This is a genomic window from Rossellomorea marisflavi, assembly GCF_009806575.1.
GTDB classification, from domain to species: Bacteria; Bacillota; Bacilli; order Bacillales; family Bacillaceae_B; genus Rossellomorea; species Rossellomorea marisflavi_A.
On sequence record NZ_CP047095.1, the window covers coordinates 4,240,207 to 4,254,661 of the forward strand.

A 14,455-nucleotide genomic window follows, 5' to 3' on the forward strand; every position below is an offset into this window, starting at 1 on the left:
GCAAATTTAGGTTTTGCCTGCCCGAAGCAGTAACAATCCTGTTTTATATCGTTAGTTGTAAACGGTTACTTTATTTTGCCACAGGTCTTTAAGGATGTCAATCCTTTTTACTAGTTTTATATATCCCACCTCTTCCACAGAGCGTTTTCTTTTTGGGAATCTGGGTATAAAAGGAAAGATGTTGGTTTTTTACACTATATTCCATATTAACAGGGTCCTGGAGGATCAAGAACACAGGAGGGAATTCGATGGTAAAGAAATGGATGGTGATCCTGGTGGCATGCGTGTTGCTGACCGCCTGCGGATTGGGTGAAAAGAAAGAGACAGCTTCAAAGACTGAAGCTGCATCCGATGAAAAAAAGGCAAATGTTTCAGAAGCGGAGAAGGCTACAAATGAAAAGGAAACAAGCGCTTCAACAGCGGAGACGGATGAGCCGGAGCAAGAGCAGCCGCTGAAAACCTTCGACGAGCTGACACCGGAAGAGTTGAAGATCCCGACAGTCCCTATGGAATCCCCATACGGAGAGGATGGAAATTTCAAACATGTGCATACCGATAAGGAGCTTGCCCGGGACTTCACGGATGAGAACAATATGATCCGATTCGACCTGGATGAGGATCCCATACGCATCATGCGTACGGGTAATATAGATAATGTGATGAACTACAGCGATACCTTCATTGATCTTTCCGAAAATCTTTCCTATAAGCTCCAGGATCCAGAAGAGATTGAAATCGCCTATCAGCTTTTTATCGACCATCCTCCCGTTCAGCTTCAAGGAAAGGAAGGGATCGAATACAGATCATGGGAGGAAGCAACCAATATGGAACGTGGCATCATCCAGATGACCATCCTGCTATCGGTTCCCATGAACTATCTCCAGTATGCCATCGAACAGGATGAGTACGATACGGAACAATTCAAGACGGCTCAGGCAGAGTTCAAGCGAATCGGTGATCCGATGGTGCTTTTCCCGTCTCCCCAGACGCCACTGGATTATGAGTTATACGAAAGTATACGTACGGTCCATGCCCTGTGGGGAAAACTGGGACTCTATCAAAAGCCCGAGCAGGATAAAGAAGAATTCAAGGCCCTCTACGATCAAACAAGGCAGGAAGTGAATAACCTGTTCGCACGGGTGAACTATACGCTATCCGAAGAGTGACGCAAACACAGAAAAGAGCCCCATTAGGAAAGGGCTCTTTTTCGTTACATATTCACAGTCGTATCTTCCTTTTGCCGCCTCACTCGCTGACGCCAAGCCGGAACGATAAGCGCCAGGATGGCAATAACAAAGAGGGATACAGCCAGCGGACTTGTATAGAAGATGCTCCAGTTCCCGCCGGATATGGTCAAGGATTGCCTCAGTGCCTGTTCCATCATGCCTCCGAGGATGAAGGCCAGGATGAAGGGGGCAGCAGGGAAGGCAAAGATCCTCATCAGATATCCGATGATCCCGAAGATCACCAGTAAATAAAGATCAAATGTACTGAAGCTGACGGCATATACCCCGACCAAGCTGGAAATGATTACGAGAGCAATCAGCAGCGGACGCGGTACAGAAAGGATCTTTACAAAGTATGGGATCAGCGGGAGGTTAAGAATCAACAAGAATACATTCCCAACATACATACTCGCAATGACTCCCCAGAAGATCGTCGGATTTTCCGTCATGAGAAGGGGGCCCGGCTGGACGCCGAGGACAAGGAACGCACCGAGCATGACGGCAGTCGTCCCGGAACCCGGGATCCCGAGGCTGAGCAGCGGTACGAACGCCCCGCTCGTGGCAGCGTTATTTGCCGTCTCGGGGGCTGCAAGACCCTTGATGGAGCCTTTCCCGAACTCTTCCGGTTTCTTCGCAAGCTTCTTCTCGGAAATATAGGCAACAAAGGAAGAAATGGTGGCGCCTGCTCCAGGCAGCACACCCAGGAGGAAGCCGATGAAGGATTGTCTCGTCATCGGGCCTTTCATCTCTTTGAAATCTTCTTTTGACAGCTTCAAACTGCCGATATTCTTGAAGTCGCTCATCTTCGCCTTGCGGTTGAGGATGAGGAAGCAGACTTCAGCCAGGGCAAAGACGCCAAGGGCGATGACCAGAAAATCAATCCCATCGAGAAGGTTGACGTTCCCCATGGTAAAACGGCTCGTGCCCGTTTGGGAATCGATCCCGATGGTCACGACCATGAAGCCGAGGACCGCAGACGTAAGCGCCTTGAGGGTGGAGCCGTCCGAAAGACTGGATATGGCCGTCAAACCAAGCAGCATGAGGGCAAAGTATTCAGGCGGACCGAAAATGATGGCCACGCTTGCCAATACGGGGGCAAACAGCATCAAAAGAACAACGCTGACCGTTCCTCCCACAAAGGATGCGATGGCGGAAATGGCAAGGGCCTTCCCCGCCTTACCCTGCTGTGCCATAGGGTAGCCGTCAAAAGCCGTTGCCACCGTACCGGCAACACCCGGTGCATTCAGAAGGATCGAAGACGTAGACCCTCCGTACATGGAACCGTAATATACACCAGCCATCATGACGAGGGCAATGGTGGGGTCCATCCCGTAGGTAACGGGGATCATGATTGCGATGGCACTGATTGGACCGAGACCAGGGATCATTCCAATAATCGTCCCGATTAAGACACCAATAAATACGAACATAATTCCTTGTAAACTGAAGGCTATCTGAAAGCCTTGCAGCAATCCATCAAACGAACCCATACGTTCACTCCTTTCTATCCTTGGTTAAAATGGCAAGATCCCTGCCGGCAGACGGATCGATAAAGCATAATTAAAAAGACTATAGGCACTGCCGGAGAAGACGATGGCCGTCAAGATATTCGGTACCCACTTCTTATATCCCAGCAATCTGGAACAGGCGATGATGAAGGCCGTCGTCATAAGGACAAAACCTGCTACCTCAAGGAACGTGATATAGATCAGAACCAGGCCCATGACGGCCAGAAGCATCAGGACTTCCTTCCTCGGGATCACCCGTTTGGCCTTTTGGTCTTCCGTGTCTATATCCTTACTGAAGAAAAAGCAGACGGATAGAATTAGAAGACAAAAGCCCAGGATCTTGGGAATCAGATCGGCATCAACCGGAACAAAGGGGTATTCAGGAAGAAGGAACGCCATGATCAAATACGTAACCGATACAAGCATCAATACAATGGAAATACCTTTATTCACTGTTACTTTCATTTCTCCGTCTCCTCCTAATCTCTCTTGAATCCAAGTTCATCCAGAACCTTGGTCAGATCTTCCGCTTGATCATCTAGGAAGGACTTGAATTCTTCACTTCCCATATACTGCTCATCCCAGCCGTATGCCTTCCTGACCTTATCAAAGGATTCTGATTCGGATACACCTTTTGCAATGTCCTCATAATAGGCAATCTGTTCTTCGGTCATATCGGGCGGTCCGAATAAGCCTCGCCATACGATGAATTCTGCATCGATCCCCTGCTCCTTCGCAGTCGGAAGGGTTTCGAGGAATTCGTCACCTGAAAGTCGTTCAGGAGAGGTGACCGCGAGGATCTTTAATTTTTCGGCTCTTGCCTGATCCATGGCATCGGATACCCCTGTCGAGACGACATCGACACTACCATTAAGAACGGCTGTCATGGAGCCTCCATCCTGATCTGATACATATCGAATCTTACTAATGTCCACACCTGCCGCTTGGGCGAACATGATGAATTGAATATGGTCCATACTTCCGGGAGATGAGATTCCGACGACTGTCACGCTCTCCGGATCCTTCCTCATATCGTCAAACAGCTCATCGAGTGTATCCCATTTGGCATCGGCTCTTACGGCAAATGCTCCGTAATCTGCAATCAGATTGGCAATGGGAGTGAAATCTTCGTAGCCGTAAGGGGATTGCCCGTTCAGTGCTACAAAGTGTAACGGAGGTGAGCTGATGAAGATATTATGGGGATCATTCCGCTTGTGGATATACGACCAGGCTACTGCTCCCCCGCCGCCCGGTTTATTGACAACACCGAAGCTACGATCTGATAGATTTTCATCTTCAATGCTTTTCGCAATCATCCTGGCGGTCGTGTCCCATCCGCCACCTGCTCCTGCCGGGGCGATCACTTCAATGGAGCGGTCCGGTTCCCATTCTCCATCTGCATTGACCGACCCTTTTTGGACGGGAAGGGAACAGCCTGTCATCAGAATGAGGCCAAATATGATAAGTACAATCAATCGTTTTCGCAACACTAGCGCCTCCTTGCCATTTTTCAACCATTTTACGGGGTGTTCACAATTTTGTAACCGTTTCCAATTTAAAGTTCTTAGAGTCCTTTTTGCCTTTTATGTTCATAAAGTTCACAAAAAAGCGGTTTTGAAAAGGATTTCTCCTTCTCAAAACCGCTTTGATCATTTTCGTTTGTATTTCCTTTCCGGTCGACCCACGATCCCATACACGAGCTCTGCTTCCGCTTCTTTGATTGATATAAGGTATTCCAGATACCGGCGGGAAGTCGTCCGGGAAGCCCCGAACAGTTTCCCGAGGGCTTCCGCCGTGATCCCTTCTTCCTGCTGTCCCAGAAGCTCCTTGACCTTTTCAAGCGTCAGCTGATCGATTCCTTTCGGAAGAGCCTCCCGGGGAGAAGACGTCTCGGACTGGAAAAGCCGGTCGATGAGGGATTGATTCACATCCTCGCTTCCCTTTAGGACATGACGGGTCTGCACAGCCCGCGAAACGGCCTCAGACAGGCGTTCGAGCTCAATGGGTTTGATCAAGTAATCGACGACCCCATGATTCAACGCCTTGGTCAGGATCTCCCGGTCCGTCGCCGCCGTAATCAGGATGATCTGAAGATCTGGGCATTGTTCCCTTAGAGGGCCGATGATGCTGATTCCAAGACTGTCAGGTAGATACACATCCAAAAGGAGCAGATCTGGCTTCAGCTCCCCTGCCAGCCTTAGCGTTTCCCCCGCAGTGGTAGCCGAAGCAAGAACCTGCAGGCCCCCGACCCTTTCCAGGAACTGATGATGGATGTCTGCTACACGGTAGTCATCTTCTGCAATAAGGACCTTCACTGAGTACTTCCTCCTTTCGGAATATAGACGGTCACGACCGTCCCTTCCTGTTCATCGGATGCGATCTCCAAACTCCCCCCGAGCTCCCGCAGAGAAGCGTGGACGAGGGACATGCCAAATCCTCTGTCGCTGCCTTCTTTTGTGGTGAATCCCTGCTCATGAATCCGTTCCATCAACTCAGGCGGGATGCCTTTTCCATTATCGGATACCTCCAGGATCAGATCATCTGCGATATCCGTCGTATACACCTGTACCCAGGGTTCCGGTTGACCCACCACTGCTTCAAAGGCATTGTCGATGATATTCCCTATGATCGTCACCAGGGGGGAGGCGGCATCCTGAGGCCATTCATATTCGATGGAGCTCGTCTCATCCAGGGCGAAGGCTATTTTTTTCTCAGAGGCCTTTGACAGCTTCCCAATCAATACAGCTTGAATCGTCGGATCATGAATCTGCTCGAATAACACGCGTTCATATGCCTTCTGCTGACCTGTTTCATCATGGATGAAGGCCATCGCTTTCGTGACCTTACCGAGCTGAAGCCATCCTGATATAGCATACAGCTTATTTGTATACTCGTGGGTCTGGGCACGAAGGTCATGGGAGTACTGCTGTACCTCCGATAACGTGCTGATGAGCTCCTGTATTTCCGAGCGGCGCTGGAAGCTTGCGACCTTTCCCCCGTAGCGCCCCTCATCGTCGACCCTCTTATAACGGACCACAAGCTGCTGGCCATCATACACGGTTTCATATTGTCCTTCCGCTGCTTCACGTTCCATGACACGGGCGATCGTGGACCCCGGAAGGACAGCTTGGATGGGGTGACCGATTGCATTTTCCGAGATGCCGAGAATCTCTTTTGCCGACTGGTTGACGAGGGTGACCCGGCCATCCTGATCCGTCGCCATGACCCCTTCACTGATCGCTTCAAGCACGGCCCCCCTCTCCTTGTAGATCCTGGCAATCTGATAAGGCTCGAGTCCGAATGTGTCTTTCCGTATATTTCGGGTCAGCATAAGACTCCCTCCGACCCCAATCATAAAGATGAACAGGAGCCACAAAAGGATGCCGATCAATCCTTCCTGATAGGTGGAGTCGATTTCCGAGAGGAGGAATCCAACCGATACAACACCGATGATCTCACCTGCTTCATTGACGATCGGCGTTTTTCCACGGACCGATTCCCCGATGGATCCTTCAGCCATGGAAACATAGCTTTTCCCATTGATCAGTGCCTCATCGTTGTCGCCGCCGACCATTGCCTTCCCGATCTTTTCCCTTGTGGGATGGGTGTAGCGGATGCCATCCACATCGCCTATGACGATGAACTCGGCACCTGATTTCTCTCGGATTGTTTCTACCACGCGCTGCATATCTGAAGCGTTTGCATTTTCACTTAGCACCCGTTTCACGACCGGGATCTCTGATACGGTCAATGCCGTTGTAAGGGCCTGCTGGCCGACGATGTCCTGTGCCTGCTTGCGCTCAAAATACATATACACCACCGTCACCATCAGCATGATGATCGTGATCAGCGTACAGACCAGCACCATGATCTTCCGCTCGAGGGGCCATCTGTTCTCCATATCTGCATCCCTCCCGCATCACCCCGATGCAGAAAATTCTAACACTTTATGGAATAATAGAAAAGGAGACATTTAGCGGAAGACTCCTTCCCCGCTTCAAAGGACACAGTTTGATATAATGGTAGGAGTACATAATCGAAAGGGGAAATGAACATTGAAGCAGGAAATCATTGAACGCTTTACGTCCTATGTGAAAATGGATACCCAGTCCAACGAACAAAATGAATCTTGCCCCTCCACTCCCGGACAGCTCGAACTCGGGAAAAAGCTTGTTGAAGAGTTGAAGTCGATCGGGTTGAGCGATGCCTCCATGGACGACTTTGGATATGTGATGGCCACCCTGCCAGCCAATACGAAAAAGGATGTACCAACAATCGGATTCCTGGCGCATGTGGATACGGCGACGGACTTTACCGGGAAGAATGTCAATCCGCAGATTCATGAAGAATATGACGGAGGCGAGATCGTCCTGAATGAGGACCGAGGCGTCACGCTATCACCCCATGAATTTCCGAACCTCGGAAACTATCATGGCCATACCTTGATCACAACGGATGGAACGACGCTCCTTGGTGCCGATAATAAAGCCGGCATCGCCGAGATCATGACCGCCATGGACTACCTCGTAAAACACCCTGAAATTGAACACGGACGGATCCGTGTCGCCTTCACACCGGATGAAGAGATCGGACGCGGCCCTCATCGATTCGACGTAGAGCGATTCAATGCACAGTATGCCTATACCGTCGACGGAGGCCCACTCGGTGAGCTGCAATACGAAAGCTTCAGCGCGGCAGGTGCCGTTATCACCATCAACGGGACGAACATCCATCCGGGGACGGCCAAAGGCAAGATGGTCAATTCCATGAAGATCGCCATGGAGCTCCAGAGCAGACTGCCTAGAGAGGAAGCACCTGAGTATACGGAAGGATATGAAGGCTTCTTCCACCTCCTCTCCTTTGAGGGCGATGTGGAAAAGACGACCCTCACGTATATCATCAGGGATTTCGACCGCGAGAAATTCACCGCGCGGAAGGAGCTTATGACCTCCATCGTGAAAGAACTTCAGGAAACATACGGGGAAGAGCGCGTTTCCCTCTCCTTGAAAGATCAGTATTACAACATGCGCGAGAAGATCGAGCCCGTGAAATTCATTGTCGATACGGCATATAAAGCCATGACCAACCACGGCATCGTCCCGATCGTCGAGCCGATCCGCGGCGGAACAGACGGTTCCCAGCTTTCCTACATGGGACTCCCGACCCCGAATATCTTCACAGGCGGAGAGAACTTCCACGGAAAGTTCGAATTCATCTCCGTGGACAATATGGAGAAATCGGTGAACGTCATCGTGGAAATCGCCCGTCTATTCGCTGAAGAAGCATAAGATCAGAGCAGTCCTTGAACAGGACTGCTCTTTTTTTGCACATGCACATTCGCTTCCGGCAAGACAGGAAATTATAATGTGGGATACAGACTAAGACGAGGTGACCCATTATGAGATATGTTGAATTAAATGACTATCCCTCCCTCCTGATCATTCCCGTCGGCAGGAAATTCCCTGAAGTCAGGTCCATCGGACATAAGAAGCAGCGGGCTATCCTGAGCCGCCTTCAACACGCGGTCGATGGGATCATCGAGCAGGGAAATATCATACAGGCTTTCTTTCCGGACATCAGTGGTACGCGACTCCCCGTCCCGATCTATCGAAAGGAAGAGCTCTATCCCCATCTCATCAAACCTGAATCCTTCCTGTGGAAAAAGCATTCCGACCAGCGGGGGCTACCCATAGAAAAGGAATCCTTTTATACCGTGGAATATGAAACCCTTTCTGCTCAAGAGCTGGGGGATCATGTGCAACGTGTGATGACTGATTACTCGTTCGCCGCCATCCTTCAGCAGCGGGAGAGGAACGAGTGGCTGGAGTCGATCCGGTCGGCCTATTCCCGGCATCCTTTCATCCGGTTGGCACGTACTAAACAGGACGTCGTTCAGGCAGTGGAAGTCCTTAATACCTCTTCCCTTCTCGGCCTGTTGAATTCACCGGAGGATGTGGCCTTCTGGAGACACCGGGTGGAGATCGTCCTTCGCCCCTATAGAAGCGTTCCTCCCCATTGGCGCTGGGACATGTGCGCTCATGAGAAAGAGCTTGTCCTGAAAGCGAAGGAAGGCGTCCTCTCCTGTACCTGTCATGAGTGCAACTACACAATCGACTATTCTCCGGAAACAGACCGTGTGACCCTGCCGACCGAGGTCAATATGGAGCAGGCGCGTAAACGCATCGCCACCATCGAAAGGCAGTTCAATGCCATGGCTGAAAAAACAACAGACGTCGTGAACGCAATCCGCCGCCTCCAAGACCTTAAGGCAGCGTTAACACCTTTTGAGGGCATAATCGAACGGGCATGGGATCTTGAAGAACAACTTCGGGGACGTGCAGCCTCCCATCCCATCCTTTCCATCTATCAATCCTTAAAGGAATGTAGCTTGTCTGATACCTATGTGGAACCAGATGTAATGAGCCTGTCCCGTGTCCATATTCCTGATATTTCACTGCTTAAGATGAACTGGGAAGGAGAAGATCTTCAGCAGACACTGGAAGACCACCTTTCCTATCTTGAAGAAAAAGCGCAGGAATACCGCCCATCACCGGATGATGTGATGGTAGAGGTCAAAGGGTATGAGCTCACCCGTGGAATGACGGAAGAGATTAATGGCACTCCCGGTTCGAAAGACATTCCCATCCACCTGCTTGTTCAATTGTTAAAGGGAGAGGCCACCAGCAAGATCAGGCGCATGGAGCTGAATGAAACATCGATTTTCGGCATGCTCTCCTCATGGCCGGCGAAGTATATCACACAAGCTATGATTCAATGGAAGAAGAGCGGAGCATGAGCGTGCGCCGCTCTTCTTTGTGTGGAAAAAAAGAAGTTTGTTTGTCTTCTTTGTTACACGACAACATATTTTCACATTTTTCATCAACATTTTTCTTGTTCCACATCCTTTTCTCCCATACCCTTAAATTAGGAATGAAAAGGAGTGATCATATGCTTCCCATTGAACGCCGCCAACAGATCCTGATGTGGCTTGAAGAGGAAGAAACCTTGAAGGTATCGGAAATGAGCGAGCGCCTCGGTGTCTCCGAGATGACGGTTTATCGGGATATCAAACCTCTAGTGGATGAAGGAAGAGTACAGAAGACCTCTAACGGGATCGCATCTATCCAAGACGTGCCTGCGAACGGGTGCAGCCTTTGCATGAAGTCCATCGGAACGAGACACTCCGTGCAGATCGTGAAGACGAATCACCGTGTTGAACAAACTTGCTGTCCACATTGCGGGCTCCTCCGCTTCAACGATATCCGTGATGAGGTCGTGCAGATCCTGTGCCGTGATTTTTTGACGGATGCGACAATCAGTGCCAAGACCGCCACGTTCCTCATTGGGGCCGAGGTGAATCTGAACTGCTGTCAGCCACAGGTCATGGCCTTCGGTTCACCCCTGCACGCAGAAAAATTCCAAACTGGATTCGGCGGCAACTTACATTCATTCGAAGAGGCCATTCATGCCATTTCGGATACGATGCAAGGGAATGGCTGCTGTCACTCATAACAAAGGAGTCTACATATGAAAAACCAATCTAAAAAATCTCCTTATCAAACGATCTGGAGATGGCATTTCTACGCAGGGGTCATCTTCGCTCCCTTTCTATTCATTTTGGCGGTGACCGGTTCGATTTATCTCTTCAAACCGCAGATCGAGGGTGTTCTGTACAACCAGTACTACGATGTCCAGCCCCAAGGTGACAAGATCGCACCTGCCGATCAGATCGAAGAAGTGAAAAAACTTCATCCCGATGCCACCGTAACCTCCTATCGACCGGGAGAAAGCGCCGATCGCTCCAGCGAAGTGGGCATCAGTACGGAAGAAGGGTCATCCACTGTATTCATCGATCCCTACACAGGCAAATCCCTCGGTGAACTGAAGGCCGATGACCGGATCATGAACAAAATTGAAGAGATCCACGGAGAATTGATGGCCGGTACACTTGGCGACCGGATCGTGGAGCTTGCTGCCTGCTGGGCGGTCGTCCTCATCGTAACGGGACTCTTTCTCTGGTTCCCGCGGAAAAAGGACAAACTGTCAGGGGTCTTGTTCCCGCGGTTCAATAAAGGGAAGAAAATCTTCCGCCGTGACCTTCATGCCGTCCCTGCGTTCTGGATCACAGCAGGGATGCTGTTCCTGATCCTGACGGGACTGCCGTGGTCAGGATTCTGGGGGACGAACTTCCAGAATGCCGTCACTAATTCAGGCGCAGGCTACCCTCCATCAGTCTGGACGGGAAGTGCACCTCAATCAGAATTGAAAACGAAGGAAATCGCTGAAGTACCATGGGGCGCAGAAAACCTGGACGTTCCCAAATCGGCCCTTGAAGGATACACTCCCCTCTCCATCAACGACGTAGTCGACATCGCCAACAATCAGGATATTGATCCGAGCTATACGGTGTACATCCCTCAGGACCCGACAGGCGTGTATACCCTTTCGGCATTTCCTGCCAGGGCGCAGGATGAATTGACGATCCATATCGATCAGTATTCCGGTGCGGTCCTTGCCGATTACCGGTATGACCATTACGGTCCTGTCGGAAAAGCCGTGGCACTCGGCATCACCCTGCACAAAGGGACACAGTTCGGGATCTTCAATCAGATTCTCAGCCTTCTCATCTGCCTTGGAATCATCCTTGTGGTCGTGAGCGGATTCTATCTGTGGCTGAAGCGGAAGCCGAAGCATGAGATGGGCGCACCGAAGGGACCAAGCATCTGGAGGTTCAGGGCGTTCCTCGCCGTCATGATCGCACTCGGGATCATCTTCCCGCTGGTAGGATTGAGTCTCATCGTCGTCTGGCTCCTGGACTGGCTCATCATCAGACGTATACCCAAGGTAAAAGAATTCCTCGGAGCGGCGTAAGAAAGGAGACGACTTATGAGATACCTGTTGAAACTACTGCCTTTTATCCTGATCCTTCTCCTATTGGGGGCATGTGCCCCTAAAGAGGACGCAGCCGACCTGTACAAGCAGGAATTCCCTCTAGAGGCCGACGTGACCCTGCCAGACCCTTACACCAGTAAGGAACCGATCAAGATCGTCCTCACCCTGGACGGGGAAAAAGTGGAGAACGCCAATTTCGTCCATGTGGAAGTATGGAAGGCAGACGGCAGCTTCCGGCAAGGGATGGAAGAAGCGGAGAACGAAGGAAAAGGCCTCTATACCTTCAAGACAGACTTGAAGGAAGAAGGGCTGTATTATGTAAAGGTCCACGCCGGCAGTAACGGCTCCACCATCATGCCGACCAAACCCCTTGCCGTCGGTGAACTGTCAAAAGCAGATATCGAGGCCCTGAACGGGAACGCTCCACAGCAAAGCGGAGGCAGCGGACATCATCATTAAACGCAAAAAGACCGGAAGAAGGTGCGCCTTCTTCCGGTCTTTTCATATTTTATCGGATTTTATAGCTCAGGAACCCATCTTCTACCGGGATGGTTTGTCCGTTAATGGCGCTGGCCGCATCCGTGAATAAGAAGGTGACGACGCTCGCCACTTTCTCCGGCTTGATCAACTCTCCGCGCATATGCTGTCCGGCCAGATAATCTTTTGCATCCTGATCATCACCAAGGATCGGTGTATCAATGAATCCAGGTGCCACACCAACCACGCGGATGCCGTGTTCAGCAAGCTCGAGGGCTCCCGATTTGGACATCATGACGACAGCCGCTTTTGCCGCGTTGTAGTTGAAGCTTCCGACCGCAGCAGCTGTTCCATAAATGGATGCCGTGTTAACGATCGTTCCGGTCGTACCCAACTCCACCATTTTCCTGGCGCCATAGTACATGCCATAATAAACGCTGTGCTGATCCACATCGATGACGCGGTGATACGATTCAGGGTCCATTTCAAGGAATGGTTTCACCAACCCGATACCGGCATTGTTGAAGATTCCGTTGAATGTGCCGAATTTCTCAGCAGTCCAATCGATCAGCGCCTTGATTTCTTCACCTTTTGAAACATCTACTTTATAATGAGCGGCATTTCCTCCCGCTTGATTGATCTGCTCGGCTACTTCTTTTGCACCGCTTTCGTTAAAGTCAGCGACAACAATGGATGCGCCTTTCCCGGATAACTGAAGGGCAGCTTCCTTCCCAATTCCACTTGCTCCCCCTGTAACTACGACAACTTGACCTTTTAACTCTGACATCAAAACCCCTCCTGTATTGTCGACAATTTGTAATACTCTTTTATTGTACGCCTAAAAATGCAAATTGTCGACAATTTAACTCCGCCAAATTTACTATATTTTTGCAGGAAGCCTTTTTAACCACACTCTTCATCACAACACAAAGAAGCAGGCTACCTACCTGCTTCCCATTCCATATTGATTGTGCCCAGTCATCAGATCACTCCCTGATCAAGGGTCACCTTCACTGCTTTCTTCGCATCATCGAACTTCCCTTCAACCAAGGATGACGTAAACACGTTCAGCTCCCGATTGAAGTTCTTCATCGTCTCCCGGGTCCACTTAACCTGGGCAAAGACCATCAGGATATGGTTGGCTTCTTTGTAAAAGCGCATCAACGCTTTATTATCTGAAACAATGAACACGTGGGTAATCAGCTGTTCCACTCTCGATTGATACAACTGCACGTCTTCCAGCCTGCAAGCCTCGTCGGCCTCGTCTCCTAAAACCTGAAGCCTGTGGCGGTTGGTGTCATCCCATTTGGGCTGTGACTGTTCGATGGCCGATTGAAGCAGTCCGATCACGGCGTCGTTGTATTCGATGATTTCCTTATCACTGAAATCCTTTACGATCGTCCCGATCCTGGGGATACGCTCGGCGATGCCGTCTACCTTCAATAGGTAAAGCGCCTCCCTGACAGGAGCCCTGCTCGTACCAAGATCCCTGGCGACATCCTCTTCTATGATTTTCTCGCCTGCTTTGATGACGCCGTTCAAAATTTGTTGAAGCAGATGATGATACACCTTCTCAGGCAATGATTCTTTCCCGTGATTGACTCTATTCATGCTACACCCCTGATAATTATGCTATTGGGAAAATGCTATCCTACCTTTGTGGGAAAAACAAGGTGGACGATTCCCACAATACCACTAAAAGTAGTAAAAATGATTGTTTTCTGTTTCATCTCTTCATGGCAAAATAAAAGATGTAGATATTTCCAAAACCGGCAGCCTCACTGTTCAACACCAAGAATCCCGGAATAGTACATACCCATAGGAGGACAATCATGATCATCAGACAAGCAACAGAATCAGATGCAGAGGCAATCATCGCCATCCGCCGCAACACGATTTCAGAGCAGGAATATTTTCTGACCACAGATGAGGAGTTCAGCCTCGATCACGCGGGACAGGTAAAGGAGATGGCCGACCGGGCCGAAGCTGGCGGAATGACCTTCGTAGCGGAAGCCGAAGGGAAGGTCGTGGCCTTTCTGTTCTTCAACCGCAGCCGGATGAAGCGCATGAGGCATAACGGGTCATTCGGTATCGGCATCCTGCCCGATTACCGCGACCGGGGACTCGGTTCACGCATGCTTCAGCATCTTATCAGTTGGGCGAGGGATCAGGAGGAGATCGAAAAGATCTGTCTCGGTGTCTTCGCTACCAATGAACGGGCCATCGCCTCCTACAAAAAAGCCGGATTTGTGGAAGAAGGCCGGGAAATCAGACAGTATAAGTTCGACGACGGCCGGTATGTGGATAATGTACTAATGGGCATCCAGCTTTAAACGTAAAAAACAACACGCA

At 50.3% G+C, this 14,455-nt stretch carries 14 protein-coding genes; 7 read left to right on the plus strand and 7 right to left on the minus strand.

All coding sequences use genetic code 11. The features are described 5' to 3' along the window. The first annotated feature begins 248 nt into the window (after positions 1-248). On the plus strand, positions 249-1,166 hold the full coding sequence (locus tag D5E69_RS21770) for a hypothetical protein (RefSeq protein WP_048012119.1): 918 nt from the start codon (positions 249-251) through the stop codon (positions 1,164-1,166). A 44-nt stretch (positions 1,167-1,210) separates the two neighbouring features. Here D5E69_RS21770 and D5E69_RS21775 read toward each other — a convergent pair whose 3' ends face one another. The 5 genes from D5E69_RS21775 to D5E69_RS21795 form a co-directional block, all read right to left on the minus strand. Continuing rightward, positions 1,211-2,716, minus strand: a complete 1,506-nt coding sequence (locus D5E69_RS21775) for a tripartite tricarboxylate transporter permease (protein WP_063191272.1) — start codon at positions 2,714-2,716, stop codon at positions 1,211-1,213. A gap of 24 nt (positions 2,717-2,740) precedes the next feature. Then, entirely contained in the window at positions 2,741-3,199 is a 459-nt protein-coding gene (locus D5E69_RS21780) for a tripartite tricarboxylate transporter TctB family protein (protein ID WP_048015663.1), read from the minus strand. 14 nt (positions 3,200-3,213) lie between these two features. Next, positions 3,214-4,221, minus strand: a complete 1,008-nt coding sequence (locus tag D5E69_RS21785; protein ID WP_063191271.1) for a tripartite tricarboxylate transporter substrate binding protein — start codon at positions 4,219-4,221, stop codon at positions 3,214-3,216. Positions 4,222-4,383: 162 nt separating this feature from the next. Then, positions 4,384-5,049 carry a response regulator gene (locus D5E69_RS21790; RefSeq protein WP_048015662.1) on the minus strand — a complete coding sequence of 222 codons (666 nt, stop codon included), beginning with the start codon at positions 5,047-5,049 and terminating at the stop codon, positions 4,384-4,386. After that, complete coding sequence (locus D5E69_RS21795; protein ID WP_159130246.1) at positions 5,046-6,635, minus strand: ATP-binding protein; 1,590 nt, start codon at positions 6,633-6,635, stop codon at positions 5,046-5,048. Before D5E69_RS21795 ends, D5E69_RS21790 begins: the two co-directional genes overlap by 4 nt. Before the next feature lie 154 nt (positions 6,636-6,789). On the opposite strand from D5E69_RS21795, the gene pepT reads away from it, so the two are divergent. From pepT to D5E69_RS21820, 5 genes are all read left to right on the plus strand, one after another. Then, positions 6,790-8,022, plus strand: a complete 1,233-nt coding sequence (pepT, locus tag D5E69_RS21800; RefSeq protein WP_048012122.1) for a peptidase T — start codon at positions 6,790-6,792, stop codon at positions 8,020-8,022. Positions 8,023-8,132: 110 nt separating this feature from the next. Beyond that, the gene (locus D5E69_RS21805) at positions 8,133-9,530 is read left to right on the plus strand and encodes an RQC-minor-2 family DNA-binding protein (protein WP_159130247.1); all 1,398 of its coding nucleotides are present in this window, start codon (positions 8,133-8,135) and stop codon (positions 9,528-9,530) included. 152 nt (positions 9,531-9,682) lie between these two features. After that, entirely contained in the window at positions 9,683-10,246 is a 564-nt protein-coding gene (locus D5E69_RS21810) for a DeoR family transcriptional regulator (RefSeq protein WP_048004709.1), read from the plus strand. 15 nt (positions 10,247-10,261) lie between these two features. Continuing rightward, positions 10,262-11,605, plus strand: a complete 1,344-nt coding sequence (locus D5E69_RS21815) for a PepSY-associated TM helix domain-containing protein (RefSeq protein WP_048015660.1) — start codon at positions 10,262-10,264, stop codon at positions 11,603-11,605. Between the two features lie 15 nt (positions 11,606-11,620). Then, positions 11,621-12,085 carry a FixH family protein gene (locus D5E69_RS21820; protein WP_159130248.1) on the plus strand — a complete coding sequence of 155 codons (465 nt, stop codon included), beginning with the start codon at positions 11,621-11,623 and terminating at the stop codon, positions 12,083-12,085. A gap of 49 nt (positions 12,086-12,134) precedes the next feature. Here the strand turns inward: D5E69_RS21820 and D5E69_RS21825 are convergent, their stop codons facing one another. Both D5E69_RS21825 and D5E69_RS21830 read right to left on the minus strand, forming a co-directional pair. Beyond that, entirely contained in the window at positions 12,135-12,890 is a 756-nt protein-coding gene (locus tag D5E69_RS21825; protein WP_048004706.1) for an SDR family NAD(P)-dependent oxidoreductase, read from the minus strand. 194 nt (positions 12,891-13,084) lie between these two features. Further along, a complete protein-coding gene (locus tag D5E69_RS21830; protein WP_053072144.1) occupies positions 13,085-13,714 on the minus strand; it encodes a GntR family transcriptional regulator in 630 nt (209 codons plus the stop codon). 221 nt (positions 13,715-13,935) lie between these two features. Between D5E69_RS21830 and D5E69_RS21835 the strand changes: the two genes are divergently transcribed. Next, positions 13,936-14,436 (plus strand): GNAT family N-acetyltransferase, encoded by a 501-nt coding sequence (locus D5E69_RS21835; RefSeq protein ID WP_053072143.1) that lies wholly within the window; start codon positions 13,936-13,938, stop codon positions 14,434-14,436. The last annotated feature ends 19 nt before the right edge of the window (positions 14,437-14,455 follow it).

Excerpts from the sequence above, each read along its gene's own strand:
- D5E69_RS21825 (WP_048004706.1), bottom strand. The coding sequence starts at position 12,890 with ATGTCAGAGTTAAAAGGTCAAGTTGTCGTAGTTACAGGGGGAGCAAGT.
- D5E69_RS21835 (WP_053072143.1), top strand. The coding sequence starts at position 13,936 with ATGATCATCAGACAAGCAACAGAATCAGATGCAGAGGCAATCATCGCC.
- D5E69_RS21805 (WP_159130247.1), top strand. The coding sequence starts at position 8,133 with ATGAGATATGTTGAATTAAATGACTATCCCTCCCTCCTGATCATTCCC.
- D5E69_RS21815 (WP_048015660.1), top strand. The coding sequence starts at position 10,262 with ATGAAAAACCAATCTAAAAAATCTCCTTATCAAACGATCTGGAGATGG.
- D5E69_RS21770 (WP_048012119.1), top strand. The coding sequence starts at position 249 with ATGGTAAAGAAATGGATGGTGATCCTGGTGGCATGCGTGTTGCTGACC.
- D5E69_RS21795 (WP_159130246.1), bottom strand. The coding sequence starts at position 6,635 with ATGGAGAACAGATGGCCCCTCGAGCGGAAGATCATGGTGCTGGTCTGT.
- D5E69_RS21830 (WP_053072144.1), bottom strand. The coding sequence starts at position 13,714 with ATGAATAGAGTCAATCACGGGAAAGAATCATTGCCTGAGAAGGTGTAT.
- D5E69_RS21780 (WP_048015663.1), bottom strand. The coding sequence starts at position 3,199 with ATGAAAGTAACAGTGAATAAAGGTATTTCCATTGTATTGATGCTTGTA.
- D5E69_RS21775 (WP_063191272.1), bottom strand. The coding sequence starts at position 2,716 with ATGGGTTCGTTTGATGGATTGCTGCAAGGCTTTCAGATAGCCTTCAGT.
- D5E69_RS21820 (WP_159130248.1), top strand. The coding sequence starts at position 11,621 with ATGAGATACCTGTTGAAACTACTGCCTTTTATCCTGATCCTTCTCCTA.
- D5E69_RS21810 (WP_048004709.1), top strand. The coding sequence starts at position 9,683 with ATGCTTCCCATTGAACGCCGCCAACAGATCCTGATGTGGCTTGAAGAG.